Annotated in this window: 15 protein-coding genes; 8 read left to right on the forward strand and 7 right to left on the reverse strand. The window is 60.9% G+C overall.

What is annotated here, in order from left to right; translation table 11 throughout:
• Positions 1-111 precede the first annotated feature (111 nt).
• The 7 genes from J6497_RS15550 to J6497_RS15580 form a co-directional block, all read right to left on the reverse strand.
• Positions 112-294, reverse strand: coding sequence for a hypothetical protein (locus tag J6497_RS15550; RefSeq protein WP_225705138.1), 183 nt, complete (start codon positions 292-294; stop codon positions 112-114).
• Between the two features lie 21 nt (positions 295-315).
• Complete coding sequence (locus J6497_RS15555) at positions 316-1,173, reverse strand: ABC transporter ATP-binding protein (protein ID WP_225705139.1); 858 nt, start codon at positions 1,171-1,173, stop codon at positions 316-318.
• Positions 1,173-1,919, reverse strand: a complete 747-nt coding sequence (locus tag J6497_RS15560) for an ABC transporter ATP-binding protein (protein ID WP_225705140.1) — start codon at positions 1,917-1,919, stop codon at positions 1,173-1,175. Before J6497_RS15560 ends, J6497_RS15555 begins: the two co-directional genes overlap by 1 nt.
• On the reverse strand, positions 1,916-2,998 hold the full coding sequence (locus J6497_RS15565; RefSeq protein ID WP_225705141.1) for a branched-chain amino acid ABC transporter permease: 1,083 nt from the start codon (positions 2,996-2,998) through the stop codon (positions 1,916-1,918). The genes J6497_RS15560 and J6497_RS15565 overlap by 4 nt, the downstream gene beginning before the upstream one ends.
• Positions 2,995-3,906, reverse strand: coding sequence for a branched-chain amino acid ABC transporter permease (locus J6497_RS15570; RefSeq protein ID WP_225705142.1), 912 nt, complete (start codon positions 3,904-3,906; stop codon positions 2,995-2,997). The genes J6497_RS15565 and J6497_RS15570 overlap by 4 nt, the downstream gene beginning before the upstream one ends.
• Before the next feature lie 175 nt (positions 3,907-4,081).
• Positions 4,082-5,314, reverse strand: a complete 1,233-nt coding sequence (locus J6497_RS15575) for an amino acid ABC transporter substrate-binding protein (protein ID WP_225705143.1) — start codon at positions 5,312-5,314, stop codon at positions 4,082-4,084.
• A 696-nt stretch (positions 5,315-6,010) separates the two neighbouring features.
• Positions 6,011-6,571 (reverse strand): MarR family winged helix-turn-helix transcriptional regulator, encoded by a 561-nt coding sequence (locus J6497_RS15580; RefSeq protein ID WP_225705144.1) that lies wholly within the window; start codon positions 6,569-6,571, stop codon positions 6,011-6,013.
• A 203-nt stretch (positions 6,572-6,774) separates the two neighbouring features.
• On the opposite strand from J6497_RS15580, the gene ectA reads away from it, so the two are divergent.
• The 8 genes from ectA to J6497_RS15615 are packed head-to-tail and all read left to right on the forward strand — an operon-like array spanning position 6,775 to position 14,013.
• Entirely contained in the window at positions 6,775-7,350 is a 576-nt protein-coding gene (gene ectA / locus J6497_RS15585; protein ID WP_225705145.1) for a diaminobutyrate acetyltransferase, read from the forward strand.
• The gene (gene ectB / locus J6497_RS15590; protein ID WP_225705146.1) at positions 7,292-8,617 is read left to right on the forward strand and encodes a diaminobutyrate--2-oxoglutarate transaminase; all 1,326 of its coding nucleotides are present in this window, start codon (positions 7,292-7,294) and stop codon (positions 8,615-8,617) included. Before ectA ends, ectB begins: the two co-directional genes overlap by 59 nt.
• A 15-nt stretch (positions 8,618-8,632) precedes the next feature.
• Positions 8,633-9,046, forward strand: a complete 414-nt coding sequence (locus J6497_RS15595; protein WP_225705147.1) for an ectoine synthase — start codon at positions 8,633-8,635, stop codon at positions 9,044-9,046.
• A 23-nt stretch (positions 9,047-9,069) separates the two neighbouring features.
• Positions 9,070-9,990: an ectoine hydroxylase gene (thpD, locus tag J6497_RS15600; protein WP_225705148.1), complete on the forward strand. Its 921-nt coding sequence runs from the start codon at positions 9,070-9,072 to the stop codon at positions 9,988-9,990.
• Positions 9,987-11,273: an aspartate kinase gene (locus tag J6497_RS15605; protein WP_225705149.1), complete on the forward strand. Its 1,287-nt coding sequence runs from the start codon at positions 9,987-9,989 to the stop codon at positions 11,271-11,273. Before thpD ends, J6497_RS15605 begins: the two co-directional genes overlap by 4 nt.
• 22 nt (positions 11,274-11,295) lie before the next feature.
• Positions 11,296-11,430, forward strand: coding sequence for a hypothetical protein (locus J6497_RS41250; protein WP_283844544.1), 135 nt, complete (start codon positions 11,296-11,298; stop codon positions 11,428-11,430).
• 20 nt (positions 11,431-11,450) lie between these two features.
• Positions 11,451-12,680, forward strand: coding sequence for an MFS transporter (locus J6497_RS15610; RefSeq protein ID WP_225705150.1), 1,230 nt, complete (start codon positions 11,451-11,453; stop codon positions 12,678-12,680).
• Positions 12,652-14,013 (forward strand): MFS transporter, encoded by a 1,362-nt coding sequence (locus J6497_RS15615; protein WP_225705151.1) that lies wholly within the window; start codon positions 12,652-12,654, stop codon positions 14,011-14,013. Before J6497_RS15610 ends, J6497_RS15615 begins: the two co-directional genes overlap by 29 nt.
• Positions 14,014-14,618: the final 605 nt, after the last annotated feature.

A 14,618-nucleotide genomic window follows, 5' to 3' on the forward strand; every position in this document is an offset into this window, starting at 1 on the left:
TGTCGCAACTACGCTGTCAAATGCTTACGCGGAGCGAAACAGCCGCATCCGAAAAAGACGTCTAAGTGTCTGAAACTAATGGCGCGCCGTTCAGGATAAAACCACGAACTCTTATGTAATTGAAATTGCGATATAATTCTTGGCCGCGCGGCAGACTGCTCGAGGCCGCAGCGGTGAGCCTGCGGAGAGCTGAGTCCCGAGATAGGGCGACGTGTCGAACCTGCCTGCTTCAATGAGGCGCAGCAGCGATGCGGCGGAGAACCAGGCACCAGCAATGGAGAGCATCTCGTCCATCGCCGCCGCTCCCGCAGCCGGTCAGCCGCCGAGGAATAGCCGCCCGACGTCTGGATCGGCGAGCAGGTCCCGGGCCTTGCCGGCAAGCGCGAGCTTACCGGAGACCAGCACATAGCCGATGTCCGCGAATTCGAGGCCCTTCTTCGCGTTCTGCTCGACCATGACAATGGACTTGCCTTCCTTGTGCTGCAGATCGCCCAGGATTTCGAACACGGCGTCGATAAAGCGCGGCTCAAGCCCGATCGACGGCTCGTCGACAAGTAGCACCTGCGGGTCCATGACCAGTGCCCGGCTGATTTCGAGCAACCGACGCTCGCCGCCCGACAGCACCTTTGCCGGATGTTTGCGGCGCGCGGCGAGCCGCGGGTATTTGTCGAACACCCGTTCGGCGGCGCGCCTGGCCTCCGCCGCACGATCCATCAGATAGGCCCCCATCCACAGGTTCTCTTCCACGGTCATGCCGGGGAATACCGATTTGTCCTGCAGAATGTAGGCGATGCCGGCCGAGCGAAGCTTTTCGCTCGACAACAGGCGGGTGACATTGACGGCGCGGCCGTCCCGCTCTGTCGAGATGGTTCCGGAGTAGATCCGGGTAAAGCCAAAGATCGAATGCAGCACGGTCGATTTGCCGGCGCCGTTCGGACCGATCAGGCACAGCGACTGGCCGCTGCCGACCCGGAGGTTGAAGCCGTGCAGGATTTCCATCTGTCCGTAACCGGCGTGCAATCCTTCGATGGCAAGGCGCGGCTTCGTGCCGGCGAGCGCGTCGAGCTGATCGATGCTGACCTCGCGGGCGATCGCCCTGGCTTGCCGGGCCACCTCGTCGACGGAGATGACGCTGTCGACACCGCCGAACCGGGCTTCGCCGGACATGCTCATCAGTGCGCTCCCAGGTAGGCGTCGATGACGCGCTGGTCGCGCTGGATTGCACCGGGCTCGCCGGAGGTCAGCAGTTCGCCATGCGCGAGGCAATAGATCACGTCGGCCATATTCATGATCACGCGCATGTTGTGCTCGATGATGAACAGCGTAATGCCGAACTCCGTGTTGGCGCGCTTCAGCCGCTCGATCAGGCCGTTGATCAGCGTCGGGTTGATGCCGGCAGTCGGCTCGTCGAGCAGCAGAACGGTCGGCTCGTTCATCAACGCCATGGCGAATTCCAGAAGCTTCTGCTGGCCGAAGGACAGCGAGCCGGCGCGCAGGAAACGCTTGTCGTAGAGTCCGACGAAGGCCAGGAGATGCTCGGCTCGCTCCACGACCTCGCCGCGCTCGCTGGCGAACATGTCGAAAAAGCCCGCCTTGCGGTGAGGGATAGAGATCAGCATGTTCTGCACGCAATTCATCTTGCCGTAAATGCGCGTCGCCTGGAACGTGCGCAACAGGCCAAGCCGCGCGATCTCCTGCACGCGCAGCTTGGAAATCTCCCGGCCTTCGAGACGGATCGAGCCGGAGTCGATCGGGTGGTAGCCGACGATCGAATTGAACAGCGTGGTCTTGCCCGAACCGTTCGGCCCGATGAGCCCGGTGATGCCGCCTCGCGGCACACTGAGCGAGACACTGCGGTTGGCGATCACGCCGCCAAACGACTTGCTGACATTCTCGACCTCGATGATCGGGACGCTCATTCCGCACCTCCGGGTTGCGTCGCCAGTCCTGCAGTGCGCGGTATTTCTTCCGGTTCCTTTGGCGCGATCTGGATGCCGAACCGCTCCGGATATTTCTCCATCACCCAGCCGACGATACCCTGTTGGAAATACACCACGATAATCACGATCAGTAGGCCCAGGGTGACGTACTGCCAGCCGAGGAAGTAGGTCCACGTCACCTCCTTGATGACGTGGAACACCACCGCTCCGACCACCGGACCCCATAGCGTGCCCTTGCCGCCGAGCAGCACCATCAGCACCATGAAGATGTTGAAGGTGGTGGTCGGAAACGCGATGTCGCGCGGCTCGATGAAACCGGTCATGTTTCCGAAGATCGCGCCGGACAGTCCGAGGAAGAAGGCCGCGATGACCAGCGCGGTGCGCTTGTAGCCGCGGGTGTGCAGCCCCATCCCCTCCGCCTTCTCCTCGTCGTCACGGATGGCGTTGATGGCGAGTCCGAAATTCGTGGAATAGAGCCAGCGCAGGAACAGAAGCAGGATGAACGACAGGGCAAACAGCAGAAAATAGAAGAACAGCTTCTGCGTCTCGGGTCCGCCGGGGAATACCGGCAGCGAGATGCCGCTGGCTGCTCCGACCCATTCCCAGGATGAGACCAATTCGGCGGCCGCGACCGCGATGCCCAGCGTGCCGATGGCGAAGTAGGGTCCGCGTAGCCCGAAAACGAAGGAGCCGACGCCGATCGCCAGCACCGCAGACACGAGGCCGCCCGTCACGGTCCCGAGCGCGAACCCCGTGAAGTATTGCGAGTAGCTGAACGCGATATGCGTGGTGCGCGCCGCCGAGGTGTACATGCCAACGTCGTAATACAGCCCGATCTGGGTCACGGCGGACACGTACATGCCGGCGCCGAAGAAGAAGATGTTGCCAAGCGAATTGTAGCCCATCTGGCCGCCGAGGATGTCCCAGGTCAGCGCAAACACGATCATCAGCCAGAGCACGGCGATCTGGTTGGTATAGTCTGGAAACAACATCGGCGCCGCGACGCCAATGAGCAGCAGCAGCCAATAGGTAAGTGGTTGTAGCCTCGCGGAGTTCATTGCACTGCCTGGCGCAGGTGAAGGTTCTGCAACTGGCGGACGGCAAGCACAATCAGTAGCAGCATGACGATGAGTGCCTGCTGGTATTGGGCGCCCAGGATGAAGCCGCCGAATTGCTCGAAGACGCCCATCCCGAACCCCGCGGCGATGACCCCAGGCAGGTTGCCGAATCCAGCGGCCGTCACCACCACGAAGAGGCGGATCGAATACGTGGTCCCCATGAATGGCTGTACGTTCCAGACCACCGCGACCAGCGCGCCGGCCGCCCCGCAGATCGCCGCGTTAAGGCAGAAGGTGAAGGAATAGACTTTCTCGGTGTCGATGCCGAGAACGCGCGCGGCGCGCGCATCCTGGGCGGTGGCGCGAATGGCTTGCCCCATGCGGCTCCGCTTCATAAAGACAATCACCGCGACCGCCAGCAGGGCGGCGAAAACGAAACCGATGGCTCGCGTGGCGGGGATGGTAATCATGCCGCCGGCGAGCTCCCAGGTCGGCAGATCGGCCTGCGCGGATTGCGTGTCCGGTCCGAATGCGAGATTAAGCCCCTGCTGAATCACGATTGCGATGCCGAAGGTGGCGAGCAGCGAGGTGAACAGGTCGCGTGTGATGACCTTGCTCACGACCACCCGGTACAAAAGCCACCCGATGCACCACAGCACCACGCAGGCGACGGGCAATCCGAGCAGCGGATGAAGGCCGTGATTGCCGAGAAACCAGGTGATGTAGCCGCCCGTCATGATGAAGTCGCCCTGGGCGAGATTCTTCACATTCATGACGCCCCAGACCAGTGCGAGGCCGTAGGCCGCGAGTGCGAAGATCGCCCCGATCAGCAGTCCGTCGATCAGCAAACCGAGGTTCAGGATCGGGGCCGCCTCGAGGACGGTGATGTTGCCGATGATCTGTTGCATCGCTCAGCCTCGGTTCCATGCGATCGGAAGGTCGCCCGCAGGCGTCGTGTTGATCGCGGTTCCCAACATCGGCGCCTCCCCGGCGCGATGCCGGGGCAGGCCCATTTTCGGATCAGCTCTTTAACCCTTGGCGCCGCAAGGATTCGCGGCAGCCAGGTGTCAGCGTCCCCTGCGATCAGTAGTTCACGGCGCGCGGATAGACGACCGGTCCGGCGGCCACCGCGGGCGGCGCCACCACGACGAATTTGCCGTCCTGGATCTGACGCATCACGATCGTCTTGCCTGGATTACTTCCATCCTCGGCGAACTTGACGTGGCCGTAGAAGGTCGGCATGTCGGTCTTGATCAGCGCCTGGCGGACCTTCTCCTGGTCGAGCGAGCCGGCTCGCTCGAAAGCGTCCTTCCAGACATAGATCGCCACGCTTGCCTGTGCGGTCTGGTACGGCACGGCCTTGTACTCGGGATGCACGGCCTTGATCTGGTTGTTGTAGTCCATCGCTGTCCCGAACAGTGGATCGCTCGCCTTCATGGTCTCATCCCACTGCGTCGGGCAGACGAAACCTTCGGCGATCTTCGGGAAGTCCTGCGCCACCTTGGCCGATTCGCAATGCGTGACGCCGATCAGCGGCACGTCGGTATGGTGTTCGCCCATCTGGCGAGCTGCGGTCGCGGCGCCCTTTTCGTGCCCCGAGATCAACAGCACGTCCGGCTTCACCGCCTTCACCTTGGTGAAGAACGCGGTAAGGTCGTTGAGGTCCTTCGGCATGCGATCATCGATGATCGCATGCATGTTGTACTTCTTCATCAGGTCGGCAACGCCCTGCCGAACGTCGAGCGAAAATGAATCGTCTTGAAAGATCATCGCGACCTTGACGCTTGACGGATCCTTGCCCGCCTTCTTGGCCTGTTCGGCCGCCATGTCGATTACAGGCGTGAGATATTTCTCCGAGGTCGCCACGATACCAAAGTGATACTTGTAGCCCTGCGTGAACAGCGAGCGCGAAGCCGCCTCCGCCTGCACCACCGGGGTCTTGTACTTTTCGGTGACCGGCAGGATCGCCTTGGTCATCGGCGAGCTGTAGGGGCCGAGCACAAACTTGATATCGTCCTGGCCGATCAGCCGCTCGACCAACTGCGCGGCTCGCGCCGGCGTCGACTCGTCGTCGTAATAGGTGATCTTGAAATCATAGCACTTGTCGCCGATCTTTACGCCGCCGGCGTCGTTGATCTTCTTGACCGCGAACTCGTAGCCCTTCTTGGTGTTATTGCCGTTCGAAGCGTAGATGCCGGTGGCCGAAAGCGCGGCGCCGAGATTGATAGTCCCACAATCCGCCGCCTGAGCTCCCCCGGCGCTGCAGGACAATCCGAGCGCCGCCAATACGGCAGTAATCCTGACGTTGCTGGTCATCGTCGGTCCTCCCTTGGAATCGCGCCGCCCGGTTGGGTCCAAAGCTGACGATTGCAACCCTAGCGCCGCCGAGGAATCCGGGATAGCGGACAGAAAGTAGCAAGACGCAACAAGCGGCGTCCCCGGCGGGCCGGCCGGGATGGCGCAACGGGGCGGGCCCCGGCGGCCAAGGATCTTCACGGGATATTGCGGCGAGCGGGATGCAAGTCGGCGATATCGCCGCCCGGACTCATTTTTTTGATGTGCCGATTGGATGACCGTGGTGCAGCAGCCAAGGCCGTCGTCAAGGCAAGAGTATGCATCTCATCGCAAAACAACGTGAGGCCCGGGCGGCTGATTGCGGACCGCGTCGCTCAGCGCCTCGGCCGGGCGCTTGCCGTTCACTTCCGTATCGAGGCGGTGATGTGGGAGCGCGAACCGCTGGTCGCCTCGCATCATTTACGAGTTTGCGGCGAACTCGTATATCATTGAAATTTCGCTGTAATTTTCCTTACGCTAATTACAACGCGCGGCCGCGTCGATGACGCGACCGAGTACTACCGCACGCCCTCCCCGGGGGATTCGAGATGGAAAAAACAATTTCGCGCGGAGAAGATCATATTCCTGCTGCGGAATTGGCGCCAATCCATCAGGACGACGCCAAAAACCTTCCGATCCAAGCCTCAACCTGACGACCACTACTCAGAGGACATTGATCTATTTGGGTTGGGATCGATCAATAACACCGCTGTCCAGCAATGGCGCAGCATCGATATTCTGCGCATCCATGAGCATGGCCAACCGCTCGACCGCGGCAAGGATCATGGCCTGCTCCCATTGCGGTAATTGAATAAAGCGATCCGTGAATGTCAGATGGAGCAGGTCAGGCGCGTTAGCAACGGTCTCCCTGCCAATTGACGTCGCGGTCAGGAGAAACTGGCGCTTGTCGTTTGCGTTACGCTGGCGCTGGACCAAACCGAGCGTCACAAGCCGGTCCACAATTGTCGTGATCGTTGCCTGACTGAACTGAAGCGCCTGGGCAATGACGCCCGGCGTCGTCTTCTCGCGGGCGTCAACCTCGCGCAGCACGAGCCATTGCGACGTCGTGAGGCCGGTCGCAATAGCCAATTGACGACTGCCGATCTCGGTGGCCCGCAGCACCCGTCGCAGGGCACGCAGCGTCAGTGAGGCGATCTCTGATGTCATGCGCCTTTTCTTAGCGCTGCGGCTGCGCCGAAGCGAATCGTCGCCCAATCCTTCAATTTCTTTAATTTTCATTTGGAAAACGAAATAATTACATCGACTTGCAATGCAGGGATGTGACTATAAATCGCATCGTTGCTATCTAATCCATGGGGAGGTAGACTTTATATCATTCGGAGATCGAAGCAATTAATTCGGAAAACGAAGAAAATATCGGTCATGCGGCTGTCACTTCCGATGGGTTCCCTCAGCGATTTTCGAACGCTGCCCCCAACGGAGTGTTCCGGTTGAGAAAGCCGACCGCCATGGATGGCCCCGCAGTCACACGTCTGATTGCGGCCTGCGCCCCGCTGGACTCGAATTCCGCGTATTGCAACCTCCTCCAGTGTACGCACTTCGCGGACTCCTGCATCGTTGCGGAGCGTGGCGGGCAGATATTGGGGTGGGTTTCCGGTTATCGTCCGCCGTCGGAACCGGACAGCTTCTTTGTCTGGCAGGTCGCGGTCGCGAAGACTGCACGCGGCAACGGTCTCGCCCAGCGCATGATCAACGCGCTCTTGGACCGGCCATTCGCTGAGGGTGTCACGCACCTCATTACCACGGTGACGGACGACAACGCACCGTCATGGGCCCTGTTCAACGGACTGGCCCGCGCGTGGGGCGCTTCGCTGAAAAGAAGCGCGGTGTTCGAGCGCGATACGCATTTCGCTGGTGCGCATACCACTGAATGGCTGGCCCGCATCGGCCCGCTACCAAGCCGACACTCCCGGAATCAAGATCAGGAGACCGGACGACATGACCACACCCACGCTTGTTCGCCAGACGCGACCAAAACCGACCAGCCGCATTCCTGACCGTTCCATCTATGAACGCCGCGAATCCGTCGTGCGGAGCTACGCGCGCGCGATACCCCGTCAGTTCAGCCGGTCCGACAATGTCTGGATGTATGACAACCAAGGCGGACGCTATCTCGACTTCCTGTCCGGATGCTCGACACTCAATTATGGACACAATCATCCTGCGCTGAAGCAAGCGCTGATCAACTACATCTCGGCGGACGGCATCACGCACGGGCTCGACCTGCACACCGACGCCAAGGCGGAATTCCTCGAAGCATTTGAGTCACTGATCCTGAAGCCGCGCGGGCTGGACTACCGCGCGATGTTCACCGGACCAACCGGCACCAACGCGGTCGAGGCGGCGATCAAGCTGGCGCGCAAGGTGACCGGCCGTGAAATGGTGATTGCGTTCACGAACGGCTTCCATGGCATGACGCTCGGCGCGCTGGCCTGCACCGGCAATGCCGCCAAGCGCACCGGCGCCGGCGTGCCGCTCAACCACGTCAGCCACGAGCCCTATGATGGTTATCACGGCCCGGATGTCGACACTGCTGCGCTCTTGGAACGTCGGCTGTCCGATCCGTCCAGCGGGCTCGATGCGCCGGCTGCGATCCTCGTCGAAACGGTTCAGGGCGAAGGCGGGCTCAACACCGCGTCGCCGGAATGGCTCCGCGCAATCGCCGAGATCGCAAAACGCCACGGCGCGCTCCTGATCGTCGACGATATTCAGGCCGGATGCGGGCGCACCGGCAAGTTCTTCAGCTTCGAGGGCATGGGCTTTATGCCCGACATCGTCACCATGGCGAAATCGCTGTCCGGCATGGGGCTTCCTTTCGCGTTGACCCTGTTCCGGCCTGAACTGGATCAATGGTCGCCGGGCGAACATAACGGCACATTCCGCGGCAACAATCACGCCTTTGTCACGGCAACCGCGGCTCTGCGGAAGTTCTGGAAGGATGATGCCTTCGAGCAAGATGTCCAGCGCAAGGGGCAACTGCTCGCGCAGCGCCTGGATGCCATCGCCGCCGAATTCGGGCTTTCGACGCGTGGCCGCGGCATGATGCGTGGCATCGATGTCGGGTCCGGCGAAACCGCCGCAGCCATCACCAGTGCCTGTTTCGCCGCCGGGCTCATCATCGAGACCAGCGGCGCACACGACGAAATCCTCAAGGTGCTCGCGCCTCTCATCATCGATGACGCCGCTCTCTCGGCCGGCCTCGACATTCTCGAGGAAACCGTCCGCACGGTGCTAACCGGGAGCTACGGCGTAGCTGCCGAATAACGAAAGGAAAGAACAATGATCGTTCGTCAACTTCGCGACATTCGCAAGACCGACCGTCTCGTCAAATCGAAAGGCTGGGACAGCGCGCGCCTTCTTCTCAAGGGCGACGGCATGGGGTTTTCCTTTCACATCACGACGATGTATGCGGGCGAAGAACTCAAGATGCACTACCAAAATCATCTCGAGGCGGTTTTCGTGCTGAAGGGGACCGGCACCATCGAGGATCTCGGCACCGGTGAAACGCACAAGCTCGCGCCGGGCGTCATGTACGCGCTCAACAAGAACGACAAGCATATCGTTCGCCCCGAGACCGATATCTTGACGGCCTGCGTGTTCAATCCGCCGGTGACCGGCCAGGAAGTGCACGACGAGACCGGCGCTTACCCGGCCGATGTCGGCGTGGCGCAAAAAGCGGCGGTCAATTCCTGAAACCACTGAAGGAGGGAAACGCTGTGACAAATGTCTATCCGTCCCGGCTCACCTCGGAAGCGCAGATGCTTCCACGCCTCGATCCCGTCGTTCATGGCGACTGGAGCGAGCGCTCGCCACTGACCCGGCAGCAGGCAGAGCAGTTCGACCGCGATGGCTTCCTCATGCTCGAGGATGTCTTCTCGCCTGAGGAAGTCGCCTATCCGCAGAAGCAAGCCACAGCGCTGCTATCGAGTCCCAAAGGTCTCAACCCGGAGACGATTATTACCGAGCCGGGCAGCGACGAAATCCGCTCGATCTTCGAAATCCATGCCCAGAGCAGCGTTATCGAGCGCCTTGCCGCCGATGCTCGGCTGGCCGGCGTGGCACAGTTCCTGCTGAACGACAGGGTCTATATCCATCAGTCACGCCTCAACTACAAACCCGGCTTCGAGGGCAAGGAGTTCTATTGGCACTCCGACTTCGAAACCTGGCATGTGGAAGACGGCATGCCGCGCATGCGGGCGCTCTCCATGTCGGTGCTGCTGGCTGAGAACACGCCGGACAACGGCCCCTTGATGCTGATGCCGGGATCGCACCGCGTCTTCCTGACCTGCATCGGCAAGACGCCGGAGGATCACTATCGCACGTCGCTCAAAAAGCAGGAATATGGCGTGCCCGACAGGCATAGCCTGACCGAATTGGCGCAGCGGCATGGAATCGTGGCGCCAACCGGCAAGCCGGGCACGGTGGTGATCTTCGATTGCAACACCATGCATGGATCGAACGGCAACATCACGCCGTTCCCTCGGGCCAATGCGTTCTTCGTCTACAACGCCGTGAGCAACCGGTTGCAGGCGCCGTTCGGCGCGGAAAAGCCGCGACTAAGCTTCGTCGCCGCGCGCGGCGAGCCCAAGCCGTTGGAGCCGCGGCCCGGCCAACTGATGGAAGACGCTCTCGTATGAGCGGCTGTCATAGCGTCGAGAAGATCGGCGGCACATCCATGGTCGCGACCGGCACGTTGTTCGACAACGTCCTGATCGCGGGGCGCAACGGGGCGGACCTCTACAATCGTGCCTTCGTCGTCTCGGCTTATGCCGGGATGACGGACCTGCTGCTGGCGCACAAGAGGACCGGCAAGCCCGGTGTCTACGCGCGCTTTGTTGCCGACGACGGTGCGGAAGGATGGCGCCAGGCAATGGCCGAGGTGCGCACCGCCATGCATGCTCACAATGCCACGATGTTCACCCGGCCTGATAGCCAGGCGAAAGCCGACAGTTTTGTCGACAATCGAATCGACTCCATAGCTGCCCGTCTCGACGATCTTGCGCGGTTGCGCGGCCATGGCCGCTTCTGCGTCAAGGAACAACTCATCACGATCCGCGAGCTACTGGCCGGCCTCGGTGGGGCGCACAGTGCGCACAGCACGGCACTGTTGCTGCGCGACCGCGGCATTAACGCGCGTTTTGTCGACCTGACGTTATGGGACGAGCATGCCAAGCTCAGCCTCGACGATCGTATTCGCGAAGCAGGCACCTCGGCCGGGATCGACATCACGATGCCGATCGTCACTGGTTATGTGGGGTGCGACGTCAGCATGGTCCGCCGCTATTCCCGCGGCTATTCAGAGATGACGTTTTCGAGGATCGCCGTCCTCACCGGCGCGCGCGAGGCGATCATTCACAAGGAGTTTCACCTTTCGAGCGCCGATCCCAAGCTGGTCGGGACCGACAAGACGCGCAAGATCGGCCGCACCAACTACGACGTGGCCGATCAGCTCGCCAACCTGGGGATGGAGGCAATTCAACCTGGCGCCGGACGTGGACTGCGCCAGACCAATATTCCCCTCCGCGCGCGCAATACATTTGACTGCGAGGACGAAGGGACGCTCATCAGCAGCGCCTACGTCTCCGACGCCCCACGCGTCGAAATCGTCACCGGCATCCGGAGGATGCAGGCGCTACAATTCTTCGAACAGGATATGGTCGGCGTAAAAGGATATGGCGCCGCGATGCTTGAGGTGCCGACGCGCCACAACGCGTGGATCGTCAGCAAATCGTCCAATGCGAACACCATCACACACTATCTGTCCACCGGTTCGGCAACGATAACGCGCATCCTCCCCGATCTTCAGCATCGTTATCTCGATGCATCGATTTCCACCCAAGGTGTCGCGATGGTCTCGATCATCGGAAGCGACCTCGCAAAGCCCGGATTGGTATTCGATGCGCTCCGGGCGCATCAATGATGCACGTGTCGATGTAATCGCGATGCAGCACCAGATCCGTAGCGTCGATGTTCAATTCGTTGTGGACGTCGCCCACTTCGATACCGCCGTCCAGGCTCTGCACCGCGCGTTGGCAGAGGTCGACGACGAGGAAACGGAAGGCCGGCGCGCAGCCTGAGGGCGCGCGTTGCATTCGCCATGTTTGCGGCGATTACCCCGGTTCGCAGTCTGCTTCTGGCGATCTTCATGCTGATGGCGGGCAGCGGCTTCATGGCGACGCTTCTCAGTTTGCGCCTCGAGCGGGCGGGACAAAGCACGATTGTCATCGGTGCGGTGGCGACCGCCTATTTTGTCGGGCTCGTGATCGGAGCCTTGCGAGCAGGACGTGTTGTCCGGCGTGTCGGCCATATCCGCGCCTTCGCAGCGTTTGTCGCCCTTCTGTCCGCGAGCACGCTTGGCTATGTGCCGTTCACCTACCCGTTGTTCTGGTCTGCACTACGACTGATCGACGGCTTTTGCGTCGCCGGCGTCTTCGTCTGTCTCGAAAGCTGGCTGAACGAGCGCGCCGAGGCGAGATCGCGCGGCAGCATTCTGGCGGCCTACATGGTTGCACTCTATTGCGGGCAGGCCGTTGGACAGTTGTTGCTGGGCGCCGGCGGCGACCTGCCCGCCGTTCCATTTCAGTGGGCCTCGATGCTGATTTCACTCGCGATCATTCCGCTTTGCCTGACACGCAACTCGGCCCCGCCACCCGCCGAAGCCACCGCATTCGGAATCCGGACGCTGTTTGCCAGTTCACCGCTCGGCACTGTCGGCGCAGTAACGACCGGCTTAATGTTGGGCGCATTCTACGGGCTGGCCGCGGTGCAGGTGCGCCGGCTCGGATTGAACCTGCCGCAAACCGCCAGCTTCATGATGATCGTGATTCTCGGCGGCGTGGCCCTGCAATGGCCGCTGGGACATCTCTCTGACCGCTACGATCGCCGCCAGGTGATCGTGCTCAGTTTTGCGGCGACCTTATGCGTGAGCCTGGCGATCTCGCTCCTCTCGTCGACCGGCCCGTTGCTGCTGATTCTGGGAGCGATGTTCGGTGGCCTCAGCTTTGCGCTCTATCCGCTATGCGTCGCACACTGCAACGACCGCCTGCATGCGGCACAGCGTATCGCCGCAAGCGGGCGGCTGGTGTTGCTATATTCAATTGGAGCCGCGCTTGGGCCGATCGGTGGCGCCATACTGATGACTGGCTGGAGCCGCGGCGGGCTTTTCCTTTTCATCGCCCTTTGCGCCGGCGGCACCGCGGCCTTCGGAATGTGGCGACAGACGGCGACCGCTCCTGTTCCCACGCCCGAACAGCAGGACTTTCAGATTGTCCCACGCACCACGCCGATGGCTTCCTTGCTTGACCCCAATACGCCCGGCGCCCGCTAATTGGAGAACAGAAATCGTGAAGACGTCTGCTTCCGTGTCTGATCAAACTGTCGACCAAGCCACGCTGCGCCGCGCAATTGCCGCCTCTGCCATGGGCAATGCGACGGAATGGTTCGACTATGGCATCTATGCTTACGGCGTAACCTACATTTCCGCCGCGTTGTTTCCCGGCGACGCCGGAGAAGCAGTGCTTTTCGCGCTGGCCACGTTCGCGATTTCGTTCCTCGTGCGGCCCCTGGGCGGGATATTCTGGGGATCGCTGGGAGACCGGCTCGGCCGCAAATCCGTGCTGGCGCTGACGATCCTGCTGATGTCGGGCGCAACGCTATGCGTCGGCCTCATTCCTTCCTACGATAGCACCGGCTTCTGGGCTCCCCTGTTGCTTGTTCTTCTCCGCATCGTGCAGGGGTTTTCTACCGGCGGCGAATATGGCGGCGCCGCGACATTCATGGCCGAGTACGCCCCCGATGACCGGCGTGGCTTCTATGGCAGCTTTCTCGAGTTTGGCACGCTGGCGGGTTTCTCGCTAGGCGCATTCCTGATGTTGGCGTTCTCGCTTCTTCTAGGTGATCAGGCGATGCACGACTGGGGATGGCGCATTCCGTTTCTGGTCGCCGCACCCATGGGCCTTATCGGCATGTATCTGCGCGCGAGGATGGAGGACACTCCCGTGTTCCGGGCGCACGAATCCGCGACCGAAGCAAGGCCTTCACTAGGCCTGATTGCGCTGATGCGAGGTCACTGGCGTCCTATGCTCGTTGTTGGCGGCCTGGTCGTTGCGCTCAACGTTGTCAATTATACGCTGCTTAGCTATATGCCGACCTATCTTCAGCGCCGCATCGGTTTGTCGCCCGACGAAGCGCTTGCGGTGCCGCTTCTCGGCATGCTGTTCATGATGCTGTTCCTGCCAATTGCAGGCCGGCTCTCGGACCGGATTGGCCGACGTCCGATGTGGCGCTTCTCACTGATCGGACTGCTGCTGCTGGTGACCCCTTTGTACATGCTGATGGGCACAGGCCTTACCGGCGCCTGCATCGGCTTCATTTTGCTCGGGCTGCTCTACGTGCCGCAGCTCGCAACCATTTCGGCAACCTTTCCGGCGATGTTCCCCACCCATGTGCGCTTCGCCGGCTTTGCCAGCGCGTATAACATCTCGACATCCGTCTTTGGCGGCACGGCACCGGCAATCAATAGCGGACTCATCTCAATCACCGGGATTGAACTGATGCCGGCCTATTACATGATGGTGACGTGCCTTGTTGGACTGGTCGCGCTCCGCTTCATGCCTGAAACGGTAGGGCGCACCCTTTATGAAGATCCTTTCGCGCAATAGGTGCTGACGACCTCTCGTGATCAATCTACTTCTCAGCTGCGTCCATCTATCAAGGCGACTTTCTTGCCCTTGAGATCGGCAACGGATTTGAGCGGGCTATCCGGATCCTCGGCAGCAAGGATATCCGCTAAGCCGCCATTGCTGCGGGCAAACAGATCGAGAAGGGAAATGTTCGTGGTTTTGCACCGAAATGGCGCGCCCGGCGCGATTCGAACGTGTGACCTTTGCCTTCGGAGGGCAGTGGCCATCGCATTTGACTAGAGGCATTCTTGAGCGTCCCTTTGGGCATTCAAATCGCGACTTAAGCGAATGTCGGTGGTTGCGCCTCCCCCGCAATCAACGGAAATTTCGTCGGCCGAAATCAATGCAGTCTCAGGAAGGCCAACCCCGGAATAACCCCGGCTACGCCAGAAACGAACGGGGATAATCGTCGGCGAATAGAACCAAAAATCTCGTTTTTTCAATGCTGTACGCAGCAATAACCGGGTTCGGGACGCAGGGGTCGCAGGTTCAAACCCTGCCACTCCGACCATCTTTTTAAGTACTTATAGTTTCGATGCCTTCGTGCGCAATGATTTGAATCACGGCGCCTATGCCTGCTGATC

The sequence above is a fragment of the Bradyrhizobium cenepequi genome (genome assembly GCF_020329485.1).
GTDB classification, from domain to species: Bacteria; Pseudomonadota; Alphaproteobacteria; order Rhizobiales; family Xanthobacteraceae; genus Bradyrhizobium; species Bradyrhizobium cenepequi.

Bases quoted from the DNA above. Each gene is read 5' to 3' on its own strand.
- J6497_RS15575 (WP_225705143.1), bottom strand. From the start codon at position 5,314: ATGACCAGCAACGTCAGGATTACTGCCGTATTGGCGGCGCTCGGATTG.
- J6497_RS15565 (WP_225705141.1), bottom strand. From the start codon at position 2,998: ATGAACTCCGCGAGGCTACAACCACTTACCTATTGGCTGCTGCTGCTC.
- J6497_RS15595 (WP_225705147.1), top strand. From the start codon at position 8,633: ATGATCGTTCGTCAACTTCGCGACATTCGCAAGACCGACCGTCTCGTC.
- J6497_RS15555 (WP_225705139.1), bottom strand. From the start codon at position 1,173: ATGAGCATGTCCGGCGAAGCCCGGTTCGGCGGTGTCGACAGCGTCATC.
- J6497_RS41250 (WP_283844544.1), top strand. From the start codon at position 11,296: ATGCAGCACCAGATCCGTAGCGTCGATGTTCAATTCGTTGTGGACGTC.
- J6497_RS15610 (WP_225705150.1), top strand. From the start codon at position 11,451: ATGTTTGCGGCGATTACCCCGGTTCGCAGTCTGCTTCTGGCGATCTTC.
- J6497_RS15560 (WP_225705140.1), bottom strand. From the start codon at position 1,919: ATGAGCGTCCCGATCATCGAGGTCGAGAATGTCAGCAAGTCGTTTGGC.
- J6497_RS15570 (WP_225705142.1), bottom strand. From the start codon at position 3,906: ATGCAACAGATCATCGGCAACATCACCGTCCTCGAGGCGGCCCCGATC.
- J6497_RS15580 (WP_225705144.1), bottom strand. From the start codon at position 6,571: ATGAAAATTAAAGAAATTGAAGGATTGGGCGACGATTCGCTTCGGCGC.
- J6497_RS15550 (WP_225705138.1), bottom strand. From the start codon at position 294: ATGGACGAGATGCTCTCCATTGCTGGTGCCTGGTTCTCCGCCGCATCG.
- ectB (WP_225705146.1), top strand. From the start codon at position 7,292: ATGACCACACCCACGCTTGTTCGCCAGACGCGACCAAAACCGACCAGC.
- J6497_RS15605 (WP_225705149.1), top strand. From the start codon at position 9,987: ATGAGCGGCTGTCATAGCGTCGAGAAGATCGGCGGCACATCCATGGTC.